The sequence below is a fragment of the Pseudonocardia sp. ICBG1142 genome (assembly GCF_020496255.1).
In the GTDB taxonomy this organism is placed as follows: Bacteria; Actinomycetota; Actinomycetes; order Mycobacteriales; family Pseudonocardiaceae; genus Pseudonocardia.
This window is the reverse complement of the sequence record NZ_JAHLJC010000031.1, coordinates 1-18991: the sequence shown is the minus strand read 5'-3', so window position 1 is coordinate 18991 and position 18991 is coordinate 1. Positions and strand designations below refer to the sequence as shown.

Below are 18991 nucleotides of genomic sequence, written 5' to 3'. Positions count from 1 at the left end.
GACCCGTCGCGGGCACGTCGGCGACCTCGTGACCGGCCGGGCCGCGCCGCCCGCCGTCCCGGGACGCACGATGCCGCTGCGCACCGAGCTGGTCCGCCAGCTCCAGCGCCGTCGCACCCAGGTCGCGTTCGCGCTGGTCGTGGCGATGCCGATCATCCTGTGGGCGGCGTTCTCCCTCGGCGACGACGACCCCGGCGCCCGCGGCCCGAGCCTGGTCGACCTGGCGTCGGGCAGCGCCGCGAACTTCGCGGTGTTCACCTTGTTCGCCTCGGCGAGCTTCCTGCTGGTGGTGCTGGTCGCGCTGTTCTTCGGCGACACCGTGGCCTCGGAGGCGTCGTGGTCGTCGCTGCGCTACCTGCTGGCCGTCCCGGTGCCGCGGGCGCGGCTGCTGCGGCAGAAGGCCGTCGTCGCGGGGGTGCTGTCGGTGGCGGCGCTGCTGCTGCTCCCGGTCGCCTCGCTGGTGGTGGGCGCGCTCGCCTACGGCACCGGCGACCTGGTCTCGCCGATCGGGGAGTCGCTGCCGTTCTGGAGCGCGGTCGGGCGGGTGATGCTCGGCGCGCTGTACGTGACCGTGCAGCTGAGCTGGGTGGCCGGACTGGCGTTGCTGCTGTCGGTGAGCACCGACGCCCCGCTGGGCGCGGTGGGCGGCGCGGTGATGGCCTCGATCGTCTCCCAGATCATCGACCAGATCGAGGACCTGGGGATCATCCGGGACTTCCTCCCGACCCACTACGGCGACGCCTGGTCGGCGCTGCTGGCGACCGACGTCGACTGGTCGGACATGACCTACGGCGCGTTCTCCGCGGTCTGCTACGCGACCGTGTTCCTGGGGCTCGCGGCGTGGCGGTTCCGCACCAAGGACATCACCAGCTGACCGCGGTGCCGGGCCGCCCCGCGTGGCCCGGCACCCGGCGCGTCGCTCAGACCATGACCACCCCGCCGTCGATCACGACGGCCTGGCCGGTCATGTAGTCGGAGTCCGGGCCCGCGAGGTAGGAGACGAAGGCGGCGACGTCGTCGGGGGTCTGTACCCGGCCCAGCGGGATCCCGGCCGCGTACTGCTTCAGCGTCTCGCCCTTGCCGGCGCCGCTGCGGGCGCCCATCTGCTCGTCGATCAGGTCCCACATGTCGGTGCCGACGATCCCCGGGCAGTACGCGTTCACCGTGATCCGGTGCGGCGCCAGCTCCTTCGCCGCGGCCTGGGTGAGGGCGCGGACGGCGAACTTCGTCGCCGAGTAGTGCCCCAGCAGCTCGAAGCCCTGGTGCCCGGCGATCGACGCGGCGCTGATGATCTTCCCGCCGGTCCCGCGGTCGATCATCACGCGGGCTGCGGCCTGCAGGCAGTGGACGACGCCGAACACGTTGACGTCGAAGATCGTGCGCAGGTCCTCCGGGGTCACCTCCAGCAGCGGTTTGACCTGGGCGATGCCGGCGTTCGCGACCATCACGTCCAGCCCGCCGAGCTCCTCGGCGACCTGGCCGACCATCGCGGTGACCGCGTCGGGGTCGGTGACGTCGGCCGGGTAGGCCACCGCGGTACCGCCCGCCGCGCGGATCTCCTCGGCGACGGCGGTGGCGCCGTGGGTGTCCCGGTCGTTGACGGCGACGGCGTGCCCGTCGCGTGACAGGCGCAGCGCGATGCCCCGCCCGATCCCGCGTCCGGCTCCGGTGACCACGGCGACACCCATGTCGGCCCTCCCAGTTCGCTCGCGCGGGCCGCCGGGGGCGGCGTCCCTGCCGCGGCGGGACGTTCCCGCGTCCGCCAGTCCACCCTGGTGGCGCGGGTCCCGGACAGCGTTGCAGGCCGGTTGCAGCGCCCGCCGTCGGCCGGGCGGGTGCCCGGCCGACGCGGGACCGGTCCGCGCCGGGCGTCGCCGCCCGGGCGGCGGTCAGTCGCGGTGCAGGGCGGCGACGCCGGGTGCGCCCGACTCGCGCACCACCCGGCTGCCCGCCAGCCCGGTCAGGTCCAGCTCGACCTCGGGAGCGATCCGGTAGGGGCGGGCCAGCAGGATGCCGCCCAGGTTCCGGCGCAGCCGGGACATCTCCGCGCGGACGGTGACCAGGTGCGCCCGGTCGCCGTAGAGCCCCTGGGACAGGGTCGCGGCGTCCAGCCCGCCCGACCCGGCCCGGGCGAGGAGCACCAGGACCTCGGCGTGCCGGGTCGACAGCGGGTGCACCCAGCGGGTCGTGCCCTCGATCACGGCCTGCGGCGGGCGGCCGTCCAGGTCCAGGCGCAGCCGCATCCGTCTGCCCCCGCCGGACGCCGGGCGCAGCAGCCAGCCGCCGGGCACCGGCTCGGGCAGGCACGGTCCGAGCCCGTGCACGGCGATCAGGCGTTCGGGCACCGGCGCGGCGACCCGTTCGACGCCGGGCAGCCCGGACGCGGCGGCCACCCAGCCGTGGTCGTCGACCACCAGGCCGGGCCCGGTGTCACCGGCGAGCATCGGGGCGCCGATGGTGCGCAGCGCATCGAGGCGGGCCTCGTGGCGCTGCCACAGCCCGGCCTCGGCGAGCCGCACCGCGGTGTCGACGAGCGCCACGGTCGTCGGGTGGACGGTCTCGGCGGGCCCGGACAGGTCGACGACACCGAGCAGCTCACCGCTGCGCGGGTCGTGCACGGGGGCCGCGGTGCAGGTCCAGCCGTGGTGGCTGCGCACGAAGTGCTCGGCGGAGAAGATCTGCACCGGCCCGCCCTCCGCGAGCGCGGTCCCGATCGCGTTGGTGCCGACCGACCGCTCGGACCACTCGGCGCCCTCGGTGAACCCGAGCGCGTCGGCACGGCGGCGGACCGCGGTCGAGCCCTCCCGCCACAGCAGGACCCCGTCGGCGTCGCAGACGACCATCACGTGCCGGGCGTCCTCGGCGACAGAGGTCAGCGCGGCACGCAGCGCGGGCAGCACCGGGGCCAGCGGCGAGGTCGCCCGCCGCTGCTCGACGACGGCGGCGTCCAGCGGGCCGGGCGGCTCACCGGCGTCGGGGTCCACGCCCTGGGCCCGGACCCGGTCCCAGGACCGGGTGACCAGCCGGCGGCCGCGGGCCGTGTCGCCGGGGCGGGCGTCGCCGGACAGCACCGCGTCGTGCAGCCGGGACAGCATCCGGGCGTGCCGACCGAGGTCGGTCCCCGGGCGGACGGCACACACGCCTGCCCGGTTCCGGTCGTCGTCGACTGGCTCCACCGGCACCTCCGGCCCCCACAGTAGGCGGGCGCCCGTGACCCGCGCCATAGTCGCGGACGGTCGTGCCCCGGGGCCCCGCCCGAGGGTCAGGAGCCGACGCGCAGCCGTTCCGGACGCAGCGCCCGCGGACCGCCGGGACGCCCCGGGCCCCGGGTGACGTACCAGCAGCCGAGCCCGAGGGTCAGCGCGGCGGGGATGACGTAGCTGGCCCCCAGGACCTGCTCCCAGAGGCTCCACTTCATCTCGACGCCCCACACGTTGGGCATCCAGCGGAACGGCGCGACGTAGAAGATCGCGGCGATGACCACGCCGACCACGGCCCACCCGGCACTGCGGTACCGCAGGGCGTGCGCACCGATCCCGATCAGGGCGGGCACGACCCACACCCAGTGGTGCGACCAGGCGGTCGGGGTCGCCATCAGCACGACGGCGGCCGTCGCCGACATCGCGATCACCGGCTCGGAGCGCCGGATGATCGGCACGGCCAACGCCAGCAGGACCGCGACGATGCCCAGCCACAGGATGTGGAACCAGGGCTCGGGGACCTCCTGGCGGGCGAGCACGGCCTGCACGGTCTCGTTGGAGAAGAACGTCGAGCCGCTCACCCCGGCGGCCGGCCCGCCGACGAACCAGTACCGCACCGAGGAGTCGAGGTCGACGACGAACCCGAGCCCGGTGGCGAGGATGCCGGTGACGACGGCGACCCCCGCGGCCTTCCAGTCCCGCCGGACCAGGAAGTACAGGACGAACCCGCCCGGGGTCAGCTTGATCGCCGCGGCCAGGCCGAGCAGCAGCCCGCGCGGCCACCAGGTCCGCGGGGCGAGGAGGTCGACCAGCACCAGCAGCATCAGCACGAGGTTGATCTGCCCGAAGGCGAAGGTCTGCGCGACCGGCTCCATCAGCAGGACCGCGGCCAGCACCGGCACGCCCAGCAGGAACGGCGCCCGCCACCCGCCCGCGGGCCAGGCGACGCGGATCGTGAGCGCGATGCAGATCGCCAACGACAGCACCGAGGCGACGAACTGCGCGGTGAACGCCACGGCGTAGGGCACGACGGTCAGCGGCACCATCGTGATGGCGGCGAACGGCGGATAGATGAACGGCAGCTCGGGCCCGTGCAGGGGCAGCGGGAGCCGGCCGTACATGTCGTTGCCGTCCAGCCAGGCCTGCACGCCGATCCGGTACACGTCGAGGTCGAGCGCGTAGTTCCGCAGCCGGTACCAGGACCAGTACAGCGCGGCCACCAGCAGCGGGACGGTGACCACCAGCGTCCACCGGGTCAGCGCCGCCGCGCGCAGCCTGCCGACCAGCGCGGCGCCGCCCCGGCCGGGGGCTGCGGGCACGTCCGGGTCGGGCGTGGTGCGGATGACGGTCACGCGGGGCTCCTCCGAGAACGACCGGGCCGCCCGGGCCGGACGGGGATGCGGCCGCGTGACGGGCGGACCGGCGGCCGGACGGGAGATGACGGTGGTCCACGGTAGCGGGGAGGCCCGGCCGCCCCGCCGCGGACCCGCCTACGACACCCCGGCCGCGTCCATCCCCCGCAGCTCCTTCTTCAGGTCGGCGATCTCGTCGCGCAGCCGGGCCGCCAGCTCGAACTGGAGGTCCCGTGCGGCGGTGAGCATCTGGTCGTTCATCTGCTGGATGAGGTCGGCCAGCTCGGCGCGCGGCATGCCCGCCGTGTCCTTCGCCGCCACCCCGGAGCTCCCGGCCGCGGCCGGGGCGCGGCCCTTCTCCCCCGCCGCGCGCTTGCCGCGCGAGGCGTTGCGGCCCGACCCGCCCACCGGGACGGTCTCGGTGTCCTCGGCCTCCCGGTAGACCTGGTCGAGGATGTCGGCGATCTTCTTGCGCAGGGGCTGCGGGTCGATCCCGTGCTCGGTGTTGTAGGCGATCTGCTTGGCGCGGCGCCGGTCGGTCTCGTCGATCGCGTACCGCATCGAGTCGGTGATCTTGTCGGCGTACATGTGCACCTGACCGGAGACGTTGCGCGCCGCGCGGCCGATGGTCTGGATCAGCGAGGTGCCGGACCGGAGGAAGCCCTCCTTGTCCGCGTCGAGGATCGCCACCAGCGACACCTCGGGCAGGTCGAGCCCCTCGCGGAGCAGGTTGATGCCGACCAGCACGTCGTACTCGCCCGACCGCAGCTGCCGCAGCAGCTCCACCCGGCGCAGGGTGTCGACCTCGGAGTGCAGGTACCGGACCTTGATCCCGAGCTCGAGCAGGTAGTCGGTGAGGTCCTCGGCCATCTTCTTGGTCAGGGTGGTGACCAGGACCCGTTCGTCCTTGGCGGTCCGGTCCCGGATCTCGGCGACCAGGTCGTCGATCTGTCCCTTGGTCGGCTTCACGACGACCTCGGGGTCGACCAGACCGGTGGGGCGGATGACCTGCTCGACGAACTCGCCGCCGGTGCGGTTGAGCTCGTAGGGGCCCGGGGTCGCGGACAGGTAGACGGTCTGGCCGATCCGGTCGGCGAACTCCTCCCAGGTCAGCGGCCGGTTGTCCACCGCGGAGGGGAGGCGGAAGCCGTACTCGACGAGGTTGCGCTTGCGGGACATGTCGCCCTCGTACATGCCGCCGATCTGCGGCACCGTCACGTGCGACTCGTCGATGACCAACAGGAAGTCGTCCGGGAAGTAGTCGATCAGGGTGGCCGGCGCGGTGCCGGGACCGCGGCCGTCGATGTGCCGGGAGTAGTTCTCGATGCCCGAGCAGAACCCGACCTGGCGGATCATCTCGATGTCGTACTGGGTCCGCATCCGCAGCCGCTGGGCCTCCAGCAGCTTGCCCTGGTTCTCCAGCTGCGCGAGACGCTCCTCCAGCTCCGCTTCGATCGCGCGCACGGCGCGCTCCATCGCCTCCGGGCCCGCGACGTAGTGCGTCGCCGGGAAGACCTTGATCTCGTCGACCTGCTCGACCTCCTCCCCCGTCAGCGGGTTGAGGTAGTACAGCGCCTCGATCTCGTCGCCGAAGAACTCGATCCGCAGCGCCAGCTCCTGGTAGGCGGGGATGATCTCGACGGTGTCGCCCCGGACCCGGAACGTGCCGCGGGTGAAGGACATGTCGTTGCGGGTGTACTGCACGTCGACCAGCAGCCGCAGCAGCCGGTCCCGCTCGACCTCCTCGCCGACCCGCAGCGAGACCGACCGGTCGAGGTAGGACTGCGGGGTGCCCAGGCCGTAGATGCACGACACCGAGGCGACCACGACGACGTCGCGCCGGGACAGCAGGTTCATCGTCGCCGAGTGCCGCAGCCGCTCGACGTCGTCGTTGATCGAGCTGTCCTTCTCGATGTAGGTGTCGGTCTGCGCGATGTAGGCCTCGGGCTGGTAGTAGTCGTAGTACGAGACGAAGTACTCGACCGCGTTGTTCGGGAGCATCTCCCGCAGCTCGTTCGCCAGCTGGGCCGCCAGGGTCTTGTTCGGCGCCATCACCAGCGTGGGCCGCTGCTGCTGCTCGATCAGCCAGGCGGTGGTGGCCGACTTGCCGGTACCGGTGGCGCCCAGCAGCACGACGTCCTGCTCGCCGGCACGCAGCCGACGGTCCAGCTCGGCGATCGCGGCCGGCTGGTCACCTGCCGGGACGTGGTCGCTGACCACGCGGAACGGGGCCGTGCTGCGCTCGACCGCGCCCACCGGGCGGTGCTCGGAGTGCGCGCGCGGGGTGTCCGCCGGGGTGGTGCCCGCGTCCGGGTGCGCAGCGTCCCCCCGGGCACGGGAGTCCGCCGCGCTGCCCGGGACCTCGGTCGCGAATGCCATGACACCAGGGTACGAGCGACCCCCGACACTTTCCCGTCGCACGCCCCGCCGGGACCGCCGGAGGGGGCAGGATGGTCGACCGTGCACCCGCCCAAGACACAGACCTTCGACCCCGAGCGGGGCGTCCAGGTCGACACCAAGGGGACCCACCGCGAGATCACCACGCTGCGCGAGGAGGACTGGGGGCTGTACCTGTCCCGGCCCGTCGTCGCCCGGCCGAACGCCTGGTGGATCGAGACCTGGGTGCTGCCCGAGCTGGGCGTGTGCCTGTCGGACTGGCGGTGGCGGCCCGGGCACGAGCGCGACCAGGACGTGTACGTCGACGTCGCCGCGATCTCCCGCGAGGGCAGGCGGCTGCACATGACGGACCTCTACCTGGACCTCGTCGTGCGCCGCGGCCGCGGGACCGACGTCATCGACGTCGACGAGTTCGTCGCCGCCGTGGCGCAGGGGCTGGTCGGGACCGACCTGGCCGAGTACGCCCTGGAACGGTCGCACGCGGTGCTCGACGGGCTGGTCCGCCACGACCACGACCACGTGGCCTGGCTGGCGTCGCTCGGGATCGACCTGGGGCCGCGGGACCGGCCGGAGGACGCTCCGGACTGACCGGCCGCGAGGGCCGGCCGGGGTGTGTCCCGGGGTGTGTCAGAGCGCGGAGGACTGCGCCGGGGCGAGGCCGACCGCGCTGGTCGAGGTCTCCGACGTCGTCGTCCCGGTGGTCGTGGTCGTGGTCGGGTCGGACGACGCGGTGGTGGTCGGCGCGGCCGAGTTGGACGTCGTCGGGGCCGGGTTGGTCGTCGTCGGCTCCGGGGTGCCCTCGTCGGTCGGCTCCGGCGTCGAGGTCGGCGGCGTCGTGGTGACCGGCGGAGGTGTGGTCGTCACCGGCGGCTTCGTCGTGGCCGGCGGAGGCGTCGTCGGCTCGGGCGAGCCCTCGTCGGTCGGCTCCGGCGGGGTGGTGGGCTGCGACGGGGTCGGCTGGCCACCGGTGAACGGCGGCGGGACCACGGGCGCACCGGGGGTTCCGGGCGCGGGCGCCGAACCGGGCGCGGGGACGACGGGCGAGCCGCCACCACCGGGCAGCGCGCCACCCTGGGTCGCCGCGACGGTCGGGTCGAACGCCGGCGGGAGGCCGTCCCCGCCGGCGGCCGCGCCACCCGGCGCACCGGTCTCGACGGGGTCCGGACTCGGGCCGGTCGCCTGCGGCGCGGCGATGGCGAAGGGCGGGCCGACGAAGCTGCCGTCGGGCGCGGTCGCGGTCGCGACGGCGGTGATCCCGCCCAGTGACCCGACGGTGAGCACCGCCGCGGCCGCGGCCGACGTGGCCCGGCGCGCACCGGCGGCGCGGGAGATCACGTCGTCGACGGCCGGCAGCGGCACGGCCGCCGCCAGGACGTCGTCGAGCCGGTGGAACTCCCGGTCGATGTCGGCGAACCCGTTCATGCCCGTCCCCCCTCGGTGGCGGGTGGGTATCCGCCACGCAGGTCGTACTGCGGCGTCCGGTGACCCGGCGGCGGTCCCCCGACCGCGCCACCCGCCGGTCCGATGATCTCCTCCAGCACCTCGGCCATGCCCTCGGTCACGACCTCGCGACCGCGGACGAGCCGGCGCCGCACCTCGTGCACGGTGACCCGCTCGAGCGCGGCGACCGCGCCGGTCGACAGGCCCGCCATGTGGTGCAGCACCACGGCCCTGCGGTCGACGGGCGCGAGCCGCCCGAGCGCCTCCAGGAGCGCCCCGGTGCGCGGGTCGGTCTCCTCCGGGGCCGGCCTGCGACGGCGACGCAGGATCCGCGGCCGCATCGACGTGCGGATCGCGACCCGTCGGACCCAGCCGACGGCGGCGTCCTCGTGGTCCGGGCCCGCGGGTTCGGCACGCAGCGCGGCCCAGCGGCGCCAGGCACGCGAGTAGGCGTCCTGCACCGCGTCGTGTGCGTCGTACGGGTTGAGCGTGATCGCGTAGAGCTGCGCGACCAGGCGCGGGTAGTGGGTCTCCAGGTGCGCCCCGAAGTCCGCGCGGAGCTCGCCGTGCGGGAGCGTCCGGTGCTGCTGGACGACGGCGCCGCTGATCGGCGGGGCCTCGTACTCGGCGCCGTACTCGGCTCCGTAGTCGGCGCCGGTCCATGCGTCGCGGTCGGCCGCGCCCGGCTCGCCGGGTTCCGACACACCGCCGTACTGGTCCGTGTGGGGGAACGCGGGCGCGCGCTCGGGCTCGGCGAACTCGCCGTCCGCCCCGAAACGCTGGGCCACTGTGCTCAACCCCGTGTCCTCTCGTCGCCGTCACCGGGCCCTGCGGCCCGGTGCCGATCACCGTGGTGCCCTGTCCGATCGGCGGGTACCCGCAGGTACCGCCGCCGATCCGGGCAGGAGCACCCTCTGCCCCGCCTGATCGACCAACGAGCGTGCGGCGTTACAGAAACGGCCCGGCGCGATCCGATCGTCACGTTCCGCGTGATCTGCATCCCGATCTGGTCACTCGTCCGGATCAGAGCGCCACTCCGCCGTGCACGCACGGTAGTGACGTGGGTCCGCGTCGTCGGCGTGCCGCTCCGCCGCGGCGCGCTTGTGCGCGGCGTAGTCGGTACGGGCGGTCGCGTCGGCACGCAGCCGGTCCCGCAGCTCGACCGCGTGCTGCCACGCGGGCGAGCCGTGCACCCGCACGGCCAGCACCGCGGCCCGTCCCGGGTCGGCCGAGCGGTGCACCCGCACCGTGCCCGCGTCGCCGCCCGGGGCGGCGGCGTCGACCGGGAACCCGGCCGTGACCAGGGCATCGGTGATCCGGTCGGCGTCGGCCGGGGACACGATCGCGAGCTGTAGGTCGAGGACGTCGCGGGCCGGGAGCCCCGGGACGGCCGTCGACCCGATGTGCTCCACCCCGCGGCCGGGACCGCCCGCGGCGACCGCGACCCGCTCGGCGAGCCGGCGGGCCTGGGCCGCCCAGTCCGGGCCGTGCTCGACGAGCAGGGGCGACCCGTCCACGGCCGGGCGGCCGGTCCGCAGGTTCTCCTCGAACCCGGTGAGCCGCCCGTCCCACAGCGCGTCCACCCGGCGGCGGGTGTCCTCCGGGTCGCCCGAGTTGTCCAGCCAGACGTCGGCGACGGCGCGACGCTGCTCGTCGGTGGCCTGGGCGGCGATCCGGGCCCGGGCGTCCTGCTCGGCCATCCCCCGCGCGGACACCAGCCGCCGGACCCGCTCCTCGGCGTCCACCCCCACCACGACGACCAGCGGGAAGGCCGGGGCCATCCCGCCCTCGACGAGCAGCGGGATGTCCTGCACGACGATCGCGTCCGGCGCGGCGGCGGCGACGATCTCGTCGGACCGGGCCCGCACGAGCGGGTGCACGATGCCGTCGAGGGTGCGCCGGGCCGCGGCGTCGGCGAAGACGAGAGCGGCGAGAGCAGGCCGGTCGAGGCGGCCGTCGGCGTCGAGGACGTCCCGCCCGAACGCCTCGACGATCGCCGCCAGTCCCTCGGTGCCCGGTTCGACGACCTCGCGGGCGATGACGTCGGAGTCGACCAGCACCGCCCCGCGTTCGACCAGCCGCGTCGCGACCGTCGACTTGCCCGCACCGATTCCGCCGGTCAGCCCTGTCCGCAGCACGTGATCACCGTAGCGGGCCGCACCGGGTACCCCGGGTGGCGCTCAGGTGGTGCCGCGCGCGCTGCCCGCGGCGCCGTCGCCGGCCTGCGGGGCGGGCGCCGCGGGCGGCGCGTGGTGGGGGTCGGCCGCGCGGACGGCGGCTGGGTCGGCGTCAACGCCGGGATGATGCGCTGGGCCAGGTCGGGCAGGGTCTCGGCCGCGGACCGGGTCTGCCCCGGAGCCGCCACCGGCAGGATGAACGTCAGCGTGTCGACGCCGTAGACCAGCGCCAGGGTGGTCTCGTCCGGCCGCTCGACGAGGACGCCGGGGACCGAGCCCACGGTGATGTCGCGCGACGCGGTGGCCGAGCCCCGCTCGGCGTTGGTGTTGAGCTGCCACTGCCGCGCCGCGGACGCGGCGTCGGTGTAGCGGCCGATGTTGAGCTGGAACAGCACCGGGCCCGAGTTGCGCGCCCCGCCGAAGGCCTGGGTCTGGCCGCCCGCCCGGTAGGTGCAGGCGGTGCGCTCGGTGCGGTTGACCGCCGCCTCGGGGACGCCGCGGACCGACTGGACCGACACCGACCCCAGTACCTGGCCGAACAGCGCGCCGGCCTGCTCGGGGTCCATCAGCTGCGCACAGTCGGTGGGCAGCGCGATCGGGACCGGTCCCCGCCCGGCCTGGGCGGCGCCGGACTGCTCGGCCGGGAACGTCGGGACCGCGATCCCGGTGTCCCCGGACGCCGTGCCGCACCCGGCGAGCACCGCGGTCAGCAGGATCCCCGCGAGCGCGGACCGTCCGCGACGCCGGGACGGGCGGGTGTGGGACAGGAGCTCGCCGGAACGCGTCCGGCGGACGGTACGGCCGACCATGCATCCAATCTAGGCCGACCCGAAGATCGACTCAGAGCGGGTGCGCGCGCCGTGATCAACCGCAGCCGAACCGTGATCTCCACCATGCGTGTCCACCCTGACACGCCGAGCGAGATGAACCGGTGTCCACCGCGCGCCGTAGGGCCGCCGTGAAACGGGCCGGGCCCCGGTGACCGTGACGGTCACCGGGGCCCGGTGTGGTGCTGGCGCCGGTCCGGGGTGGGACCGGCAGGGGGCTGTCAGGCCCCGCCGGAGAGCTTCTCGCGCAGTGCGGCGAGCTGCTCGTCGCTGGCGAGCGAGCCACCCGACTCGGCCTGGCCACCGCCACTGCTGCCGGCGGCCGGACGGTCGTCGTCGCCGCCGGAGGAGTAGTTCGCCGGCGCGATGTCGTTGCCGCCCTCCGCCTCGGCCTCGGCGGCCTTGCGGATCTGCGCCATGTGCTGCTCGTAGCGGGCCTGCGCCTCGGCGTACTGCTTCTCCCAGGCCGCGCGGGCCTCGTCGAAGCCTTCCTTCCAGTCGCCGGAGTCGACGTCGAAGCCCTCGGGGTAGATGTAGTTCCCCTGGTCGTCGTACTCGGCGGCCATGCCGTAGCGGGTCGGGTCGAACTCGGTGTCGACCGTCATGCCCTCGTTGGCCTGCTTCAGCGACAGCGAGATGCGACGGCGGTCGAGGTCGATGTCGATGACCTTGACCATCGCGTCGTCGCCGACCTGGACGACCTGCTCGGGGATCTCGACGTGGCGCTCGGCCAGCTCGGAGATGTGGACCAGGCCCTCGATGCCCTCCTCGACGCGGACGAACGCGCCGAACGGGACGAGCTTGGTGACCTTGCCCGGCACGATCTGGCCGATCGCGTGGGTCCGGGCGTAGAGCCGCCACGGGTCCTCCTGGGTCGCCTTCAGCGACAGGGAGACGCGCTCGCGGTCCAGGTCGACGTCGAGAACCTCGACGGTGACCTCCTGGCCGACCTCGACGACCTCGCTCGGGTGGTCGATGTGCTTCCAGGACAGCTCGGAGACGTGCACCAGACCGTCGACCCCGCCCAGGTCGACGAACGCACCGAAGTTGACCACCGAGGAGACGACGCCCTTGCGGACCTGACCGCGCTGCAGCTGGTTGAGGAACTCGCTGCGGACCTCGGACTGGGTCTGCTCGAGCCAGGCGCGGCGGGACAGGACCACGTTGTTGCGGTTCTTGTCCAGCTCGATGATCTTGGCCTCGATCTTGCGGCCGACGTACGGCTGCAGGTCGCGCACGCGGCGCATCTCGACCAGCGAGGCCGGGAGGAAGCCGCGGAGCCCGATGTCCAGGATCAGGCCGCCCTTGACGACCTCGATGACGGTGCCCTCGACCGGCTCGTCGGCCTCCTTGAGCGCCTCGATCGTGCCCCAGGCGCGCTCGTACTGCGCGCGCTTCTTGGACAGGATCAGCCGGCCCTCCTTGTCCTCCTTCTGGAGGACGAGGGCCTCGACGAACTCGCCGACCTCGACGACCTCGGCGGGATCGACGTCGTGCTTGATCGACAGCTCGCGCGAGGGGATGACGCCCTCGGTCTTGTAGCCGATGTCGAGCAGGACCTCGTCGCGGTCGACCTTGACGATGGTGCCCTCGACGATGTCGCCATCGTTGAAGTACTTGATCGTCTGGTCGATGGCGGCGAGGAAGTCCTCCTCCGACCCGATGTCGTTGATAGCGACCTGCGGCGTGGTCGGGGCGGCGGTGGTGTCGGTGGACATGTAGTGAGGTGCTCCGATGGATTTCTCTGGCATGGTCGGCCCGGTCGGCTCTGCTGCAGCAGTGCGCCCCGGTTCTGGTACGTGTAGCTGTGACGTTGTAACAGTCACCCTCTGGCGTCGATTCCCGTGGTCGGGAACATCGGTGCACGGACGTCCGCGAGACCGGCGCTGGAGTGGCGCCGCGCGGTCGGCCGACACGTTGACCACGGTGCGGAAAGAATGCTACGCGGCCCGTGAACCCCCCGGCAATGCGGGTCCGCCATCTGCGGGACCACCCGCGCTTGCGACGATCGGGTGGTCATGAGCAGCCGCGACGAGTACTTCTCCGCCGAGGACGCCGTGGGCACCACGGGCGTCGCCCGGCGCCGCGTCGGCAGCGCCGAGTCCGAGGCGGCCGGGCGCCGCTGGTGGGACACCGACGCCGACGACTACCTGGCCGAGCACGGTTCCGACATCGGCGACGAGGCGTTCGTCTGGTGCCCGGAGAACCTGCACGAGGACGAGGCCGGCCTGCTGGGCCCGCCCGCCGACCTCGTCGGGAAGCGGGTGCTGGAGGTCGGTGCCGGCTCGGCCTCGTGCAGCCGGTGGCTCGCCCGCCGCGGAGCGCGCCCGGTGGCGCTCGACGTCTCCGGCGGGATGCTGCGGCACGCGGCCCGGCTCAACGCCGCGCTCGGACTGCCCGTGCCGCTCGTGCAGGCCGGCGCCGAGCACCTGCCGTTCGCCGACGCCACCTTCGACCACGCCTGCTCGGCGTTCGGGGCGATCCCCTTCGTCGCGGACCCGGGTCGGGTCATGCGGGAGGTGGCCCGGGTGCTGCGACCCGGTGGGCGCTGGGTGTTCGCGGTGAACCACCCGATGCGCTGGGTCTTCCCCGACGACCCCGGCGAGCAGGGGCTCACCGTCGTCCAGTCCTACTTCGACCGGACCCCGTACCTGGAGGTCGACGGCGACGGCCGGGCCACCTACGTCGAGCACCACCGCACCCTCGGCGACCGGGTGCGCGACGTCGTCGCCGCCGGGCTGGTGCTCGACGACCTGGTCGAGCCGGAGTGGCCGGAGGGCCACGAGCGGGTGTGGGGGCAGTGGTCGCCGCTGCGCGGCGCGCTGTTCCCCGGCACCGCGATCCTCGTGACCCACCGACCGGGCTGAGCCGGCCGGGTCGGCCAAGTCGGTCGTCAGGGTCGGCCGGGTCGTCAGACCTCCAGGACCGCGCCGGTCTCCAGGTCGTAGCGGGCGCCGACGATCGTGAGGTGGTGGTTGCACCCGGATTCCGCAGTTCGTGGGCAGATGTGAGGGCTGAATTCGGGGGTTGACCTGCAGGACCGCTGGTGTGGGAGCGGGGTGGGCGTGTGTCCATGCCCGCCGCGGTGCCTGTTGGCGCTGTTTGGGCTGGTTAGGCGGGGTCGAGGGTGGTGATCCGGGGTGGTGGGGTGACCCCGCAGGCCCGAAGAATGCCGGCCTGGGTGGTGGTGAGCTCGGTGGTCTGCACGACGGTGCCGGCCGGGCCGGTGAGGGTGATCGTGTGCAGCCGGCCCAGCTCGCGGGAGATGGTGCGCCAGGTGCGGCCGGTGCGGCGTTCGGCGACCCGGATCAGCAGCAGCGCCAGCCAGCAGAGCAGGACGTGGGCGCGGATGCGGAGTTCGAGGCGGTGGAACACCGGCCGCAGCTCGATGGTGGATTTCAAGTCGCGGAACCCGCGCTCGGCCTCCAGCAGGTTCTTGTAGCCCAGGGCGACGTCCTCGGCCGAGAGGTCCGGGTCGGAGGTGGACAGCAGGTACTTCCCGTCCAGCTTCGCTTCGGCGGCGATCTTGGTCCGGTCCAGTTGCAGCCGCCCGGACGGTGTCTGGCGCAGCCACCGGCCCAGGGCCGGGTGTTCACGCAGCGCGCATTCGGCCTTGACGTGCGCGGCCTCCTCACGTTCGGCGGCCCGGGCGGCGTGCCGCCACGCGGCCTTGCTGGTTGTGGTGGCGGCGCGGCGGGTGCGGGCGGCCTCGCGGGCTCGGGTGCGGGCGGACGCGATGCGGTCGAGCTCGGCGGAGATCCTGGCGATCGCGGCTTCGCGGGCGGCCTGGTCGCGTTCGGCCTCGTCGGGGTTGTGGCAGATGATCCACCGGACGCCGGGGTGGAGTCGATCCGGACTTCCTTGACGCGCAGGTTGTCCCGAACCTGCTGGTAGCGGCCCTGGCGGGACAGTGCCTGGGCGGCGTGCGGGCTGCCGTCGCGCATCCGTTCGCCGGCGATGTAGTGCCCGCCCGCGCGCTGAAGGTAGGCCAGGTTGTCCCGGGAGGAGAACCCGCGGTCGACCACGGTGACCACGCGGCCCAGTCGCCACCCCCGTAGGTCGTCCTTGACCTGCGGCAGGATCGCCTGGTCGTTGGTGTTGCCGGGCCAGCACCAGCACCGGACCGGGATGCCTTCCCGGGTGACGGCCAGCCCGATGACGATCTGCGGCAGGTCCCGGCGGTGGTCCTTGGAGTGCCCGTAGCGCCGGAACCCGCCCGGGCCGCCTGGGCTTGCCACTGCGTCTGATCCGTCGACGCTGCTGTCGGTGCTGCTGTCGGTGCCCTCGGCGGGGTCGGGGTCCTCGGTGTCGCGCTCGAAGTAGGTGCTGGTCGTGTCGAAGAACAGCAGGTCGACCTCGAGGTTGAGCAGGTCCGCGACCGCGAAGAACACCGCCTCCTGCACCTTCGCGTCGGTGTCGGCCTCGATCAGCAGGTCCATCGCCCGATACGCCTGATCCTCGCTGAGCGCGTCCAGGCCGGGGATCGCCACGTCGTGGCCGACCCACTCGGCCGCGGCCAGCTTCGAGGACGGGTCGATCGCCCGGTTCGCCACCAGCGCGAACAGCACCCGCTCGACATCGGTGGTGAACCGGCGCCCACCCAGCACCTTGCGCAGGGCGGCCTCGACGTCCAGGGCCTTCCACAGCCCGTTCAGCAACCACGCCGCCCCGGCCGGGCGGGAGGCGATCAACCGCAGCCCCTCGGCCGCGGTACCGGCGCCCGCGGACTCAGCGGCGTCCGTGCCGGCGTCGGTGCCGGGTTCGCCCAGGTAGCGGTTGATCGAGCGGACCAGCCGGCGCAGCCCGTCGGGGTCCAGGCGGTCCTCCCGGCCGAGGTTGAGCAGCACGTTCGCCTTCGTGGTGGCACCGACGCGTTGGTTGTGGGCCAGGGCCAGGTAGCGCACGACCGAGCCGTCCTTGTTCCGCCGCTCGGTCGTCCGCAGATACATGACCGCAGCCGATCACACTCCGGGCAGCTCACACAAGCCTCAACCCGCCAAAACGTGTGCCCACGTTTTCGAGCACTCTCACGCAGGCGCAGCACGCTGACCAGGCCTTACTCCCCGCGGACCCCGCTCATGTGCCCATCAACTGCGGAACGCGGGTTGCAGACCGCCCCCGACAGCGACGGGTCGGCCGTCAGCTGGGCGACCACCCGGCGCACGTTCGCGTCGACCGCGCCGGCCACGGCGGCCTCACCGGAGCCCTCGCACACCGGGACGATGTCGCCGACCAGGGCGCCCAGCGTCGACGGCGCCGGCGCGGGCTGCCCGGAGGCGACCGACACGGCCGCCTTCACCGCACCGCACTGGGAGTGGCCGAGCACCACCAGCAGCGGGATGCCCAGCGCCCCGGCGCCGAACGCCAGCGTGCCGAGCACGGCGTCGTCGACGACCTGGCCCGCGGTCCGGACGACGAACAGGTCCCCCAGGCCCAGGTCGAACACCAGCTCGGCGGGCACCCGCGAGTCCGAGCAGGACAGGATCATCGCGGCCGGGGTCTGACCCGCCACCGCGGCGGCGCGCTCCTCGGCGGACCGACGCGGGTCCTCGCGCTCGTCGCGCTGCCAACGGCCGTTGCCCTCCAGCATCATCTGCCACGCCTGGGCCGCGGTCGGCCTGCTGTCGTTCGCCATAGGGTCTCCCTCGGTCGGCGTCTCACCGACCAAGATCGGTGAACGGGTCCGCACGGACAAGCATGCACGCCGCCGCACGCCTCCCGTGTGACGAGGCCCGCACGGCCGGGCGGCACCGTCCGCGCACCCCGGGACACCCGCGGCGGCCCCGTCGTCCGCGGCCACGGGCCGACGTAAGGTCGACGGGTGCCGATCACCCCCGACCAGCTGCCGGAGCTGAGCTCCGAGTACGCCCTGGAACAGCTCAACGACCGGATGGGCATCGAGATCCTCGCGGTCGGCCTCGACGAGGTCGTCGGCCGCATGCCGGTCGCGGGCAACCGTCAGCCCTACGGGCTGCTGCACGGCGGCGCCAGCGGCGTGCTCGCCGAGACCCTCGGGTCCACCCTGTCCGCGATGCACGCGCTGCCCGAACGGTTCCCGGTCGGGCTGGAGCTGGCCTGCACCCACCACCGTTCGGCCACCTCGGGCTGGGTCACCGGCACCGCCCGGCCGGTCCACATCGGGCGGTCCACCTCGACCAGCGAGATCGTCCTCGTCGACGACGAGGGCCGCCGCGTCTGCACCGCGAAGCTGACCTGCCTGCACCGCGACACGCGCCCACCCGCCGGGAGCGCGACACCCCGCCCGTCGTAACGAAGTCCTCCGGCGAATCGAATCCCTTCTTCCTGGCCACTTCTTCCGCGTGTCACGCTTCGGTTAAGAGCACTGCGCAACCGCTTTCCTGGCGCGCAATTCGGGGGCTAGTTTCCGACCGACCTCGTCCGACGGGCGCAGGCGTACGGAGACCGGCTCTTTCGGGGGAGCGGTCGAGCAGGAGGGCCGACGTGTTCGGATCACGACTCAAGGGCGCCGGTAGGCGGGGGCGCACCATCGCCGTCGCAGGCGGTGTCGCACTCGCACTCACGCTGTCGGGCTGCGCCGCCGGTCAAGGTGGCGGCGGGCAGGGCGGCGGTGGCGAGCAGCAGGGCAACCGCCCGGACATTCCCGCCGTCGCGACGCTGCCCGTTCCGGCGAACGCCGCGAACCCGGCGGGCGACGGCAGCGCACAGTGCGCACCGACCACCACGCTCGCGTACGCCGGTGCACTGACCGGTAGCAACGCACAGCTGGGCGTCAACATCGTCAACGGCGTGCAGCTGGCCATCGACCAGCACAACAAGGCGAACCCGGGCTGCCAGGTGCAGCTCAAGCGGTTCGACACCGAGGGCACCCCGGACAAGGCGCCGGGCATCGTCACCCAGGTCGCGAGCGAGCAGCCGATCATCGGCGTCATCGGCCTGCCGTTCTCCGGTGAGTCCAAGGCGACCGGCGGCATCTTCGAGCAGGCGGGCCTGGTCCACCTGACCCCGTCGGCGACGAACCCGGCGCTGACCAAGAACGGCTGGACCACGTTCTTCCGGGCGCTGGCCAACGACAACGTGCAGGGACCGGCCGCGGCCAAGTTCATGGCCGGCAAGCTGGGCGCGAAGAAGGTCTGCGTCATCCAGGACGACTCCGACTACGGCGTCGGCCTGGCCGCGGCGACCAACCAGGCACTGCAGGCCACCGGCATCGACGCAAGCTGCCAGGACAAGGTCACCACCGGCCAGAAGGACTTCTCGGCCGTCGTCTCGAAGGTCGTCTCGGCCCAACCCCAGGCGGTGTTCTACTCCGGCTACTACGCCGAGGGCGCCCCGCTGGACCAGCAGCTGTCCAACCGCGGCTTCACGGGCGTGTTCCTCGGCCCGGACGGCGTCAAGGACGACCAGTTCGTCCAGCTCGCGGGCGACGCGTCCAACAACGCGTTCTTCACCTGCCCCTGCACCCGGGTGAGCTGATCCCGGAGTTCGCCGACGCCTACAAGACCGTCAGCAACGGTGCCGCCCCCGGCACCTACTCGCTGGAGGGCTACGACTCGGCGACCATCCTCCTCAAGGCGATCGACTCCGGTGCGACCGACCGTGCCGCGGTGAAGAACTTC

Annotated in this window: 17 protein-coding genes; 5 read left to right on the top strand and 12 right to left on the bottom strand. The window is 73.4% G+C overall.

From position 1 onward, the window contains the following. Positions 1-70: 70 nt before the first annotated feature. Positions 71-874: an ABC transporter permease gene (locus tag KPL59_RS24585; RefSeq protein WP_226362803.1), complete on the top strand. Its 804-nt coding sequence runs from the start codon at positions 71-73 to the stop codon at positions 872-874. 46 nt (positions 875-920) lie between these two features. On the opposite strand, the gene KPL59_RS24580 is transcribed toward KPL59_RS24585, so the two are convergent. The 4 genes from KPL59_RS24580 to uvrB form a co-directional block, all read right to left on the bottom strand. Next, a complete protein-coding gene (locus KPL59_RS24580) occupies positions 921-1688 on the bottom strand; it encodes an acetoin reductase (RefSeq protein ID WP_226353082.1) in 768 nt (255 codons plus the stop codon). A 201-nt stretch (positions 1689-1889) separates the two neighbouring features. Next, a complete protein-coding gene (locus KPL59_RS24575) occupies positions 1890-3176 on the bottom strand; it encodes a GAF domain-containing protein (protein ID WP_226362150.1) in 1287 nt (428 codons plus the stop codon). Between the two features lie 86 nt (positions 3177-3262). After that, complete coding sequence (locus KPL59_RS24570) at positions 3263-4552, bottom strand: glycosyltransferase 87 family protein (protein WP_226353084.1); 1290 nt, start codon at positions 4550-4552, stop codon at positions 3263-3265. 138 nt (positions 4553-4690) lie between these two features. Next, positions 4691-6931 carry an excinuclease ABC subunit UvrB gene (uvrB, locus tag KPL59_RS24565; protein ID WP_226362149.1) on the bottom strand — a complete coding sequence of 747 codons (2241 nt, stop codon included), beginning with the start codon at positions 6929-6931 and terminating at the stop codon, positions 4691-4693. 81 nt (positions 6932-7012) lie between these two features. Between uvrB and KPL59_RS24560 the strand changes: the two genes are divergently transcribed. Further along, on the top strand, positions 7013-7537 hold the full coding sequence (locus KPL59_RS24560; RefSeq protein ID WP_226362148.1) for a DUF402 domain-containing protein: 525 nt from the start codon (positions 7013-7015) through the stop codon (positions 7535-7537). A gap of 39 nt (positions 7538-7576) precedes the next feature. On the opposite strand, the gene KPL59_RS24555 is transcribed toward KPL59_RS24560, so the two are convergent. The 5 genes from KPL59_RS24555 to rpsA all read right to left on the bottom strand — a co-directional run bounded on the left by KPL59_RS24555 (position 7577) and on the right by rpsA (position 13111). Next, positions 7577-8371, bottom strand: coding sequence for a hypothetical protein (locus tag KPL59_RS24555; protein WP_226362147.1), 795 nt, complete (start codon positions 8369-8371; stop codon positions 7577-7579). Continuing rightward, the gene (locus KPL59_RS24550; RefSeq protein WP_226359775.1) at positions 8368-9177 is read right to left on the bottom strand and encodes an RNA polymerase sigma factor; all 810 of its coding nucleotides are present in this window, start codon (positions 9175-9177) and stop codon (positions 8368-8370) included. Before KPL59_RS24550 ends, KPL59_RS24555 begins: the two co-directional genes overlap by 4 nt. Positions 9178-9399: 222 nt before the next feature. Beyond that, positions 9400-10527, bottom strand: coding sequence for a dephospho-CoA kinase (coaE, locus tag KPL59_RS24545; protein WP_226359527.1), 1128 nt, complete (start codon positions 10525-10527; stop codon positions 9400-9402). Further along, positions 10509-11375: a hypothetical protein gene (locus KPL59_RS24540; RefSeq protein WP_226359528.1), complete on the bottom strand. Its 867-nt coding sequence runs from the start codon at positions 11373-11375 to the stop codon at positions 10509-10511. The genes coaE and KPL59_RS24540 overlap by 19 nt, the downstream gene beginning before the upstream one ends. A 239-nt stretch (positions 11376-11614) precedes the next feature. Beyond that, positions 11615-13111, bottom strand: a complete 1497-nt coding sequence (gene rpsA / locus KPL59_RS24535; protein WP_020622849.1) for a 30S ribosomal protein S1 — start codon at positions 13109-13111, stop codon at positions 11615-11617. A gap of 300 nt (positions 13112-13411) precedes the next feature. Here rpsA and KPL59_RS24530 point away from each other — a divergent pair, with 300 nt between their 5' ends. Continuing rightward, a complete protein-coding gene (locus KPL59_RS24530; protein ID WP_226359529.1) occupies positions 13412-14260 on the top strand; it encodes a class I SAM-dependent methyltransferase in 849 nt (282 codons plus the stop codon). Between the two features lie 244 nt (positions 14261-14504). Here KPL59_RS24530 and KPL59_RS24525 read toward each other — a convergent pair whose 3' ends face one another. The 3 genes from KPL59_RS24525 to KPL59_RS24515 form a co-directional block, all read right to left on the bottom strand. After that, on the bottom strand, positions 14505-14795 hold the full coding sequence (locus tag KPL59_RS24525) for a hypothetical protein (protein WP_226362146.1): 291 nt from the start codon (positions 14793-14795) through the stop codon (positions 14505-14507). Further along, the gene (locus KPL59_RS24520) at positions 14792-16342 is read right to left on the bottom strand and encodes an IS1634 family transposase (protein WP_226362145.1); all 1551 of its coding nucleotides are present in this window, start codon (positions 16340-16342) and stop codon (positions 14792-14794) included. The genes KPL59_RS24525 and KPL59_RS24520 overlap by 4 nt, the downstream gene beginning before the upstream one ends. Before the next feature lie 107 nt (positions 16343-16449). Further along, positions 16450-17028, bottom strand: a complete 579-nt coding sequence (locus tag KPL59_RS24515; protein WP_226359531.1) for a carbonic anhydrase — start codon at positions 17026-17028, stop codon at positions 16450-16452. 186 nt (positions 17029-17214) lie between these two features. Here KPL59_RS24515 and KPL59_RS24510 point away from each other — a divergent pair, with 186 nt between their 5' ends. Together KPL59_RS24510 and KPL59_RS24505 are read left to right on the top strand one after the other, a co-directional pair. Continuing rightward, complete coding sequence (locus tag KPL59_RS24510) at positions 17215-17664, top strand: PaaI family thioesterase (RefSeq protein WP_226359532.1); 450 nt, start codon at positions 17215-17217, stop codon at positions 17662-17664. A gap of 191 nt (positions 17665-17855) precedes the next feature. After that, a complete protein-coding gene (locus KPL59_RS24505) occupies positions 17856-18848 on the top strand; it encodes a branched-chain amino acid ABC transporter substrate-binding protein (RefSeq protein WP_226362144.1) in 993 nt (330 codons plus the stop codon). Positions 18849-18991 lie beyond the last annotated feature (143 nt).

Coding starts and splice junctions, on each gene's coding strand:
- KPL59_RS24515 (WP_226359531.1), bottom strand. CDS start 17,028: ATGGCGAACGACAGCAGGCCGACCGCGGCCCAGGCGTGGCAGATGATG.
- KPL59_RS24520 (WP_226362145.1), bottom strand. CDS start 16,342: ATGTATCTGCGGACGACCGAGCGGCGGAACAAGGACGGCTCGGTCGTG.
- KPL59_RS24530 (WP_226359529.1), top strand. CDS start 13,412: ATGAGCAGCCGCGACGAGTACTTCTCCGCCGAGGACGCCGTGGGCACC.
- KPL59_RS24540 (WP_226359528.1), bottom strand. CDS start 11,375: ATGGTCGGCCGTACCGTCCGCCGGACGCGTTCCGGCGAGCTCCTGTCC.
- uvrB (WP_226362149.1), bottom strand. CDS start 6,931: ATGGCATTCGCGACCGAGGTCCCGGGCAGCGCGGCGGACTCCCGTGCC.
- KPL59_RS24555 (WP_226362147.1), bottom strand. CDS start 8,371: ATGAACGGGTTCGCCGACATCGACCGGGAGTTCCACCGGCTCGACGAC.
- KPL59_RS24585 (WP_226362803.1), top strand. CDS start 71: ATGCCGCTGCGCACCGAGCTGGTCCGCCAGCTCCAGCGCCGTCGCACC.
- rpsA (WP_020622849.1), bottom strand. CDS start 13,111: ATGTCCACCGACACCACCGCCGCCCCGACCACGCCGCAGGTCGCTATC.
- KPL59_RS24580 (WP_226353082.1), bottom strand. CDS start 1,688: ATGGGTGTCGCCGTGGTCACCGGAGCCGGACGCGGGATCGGGCGGGGC.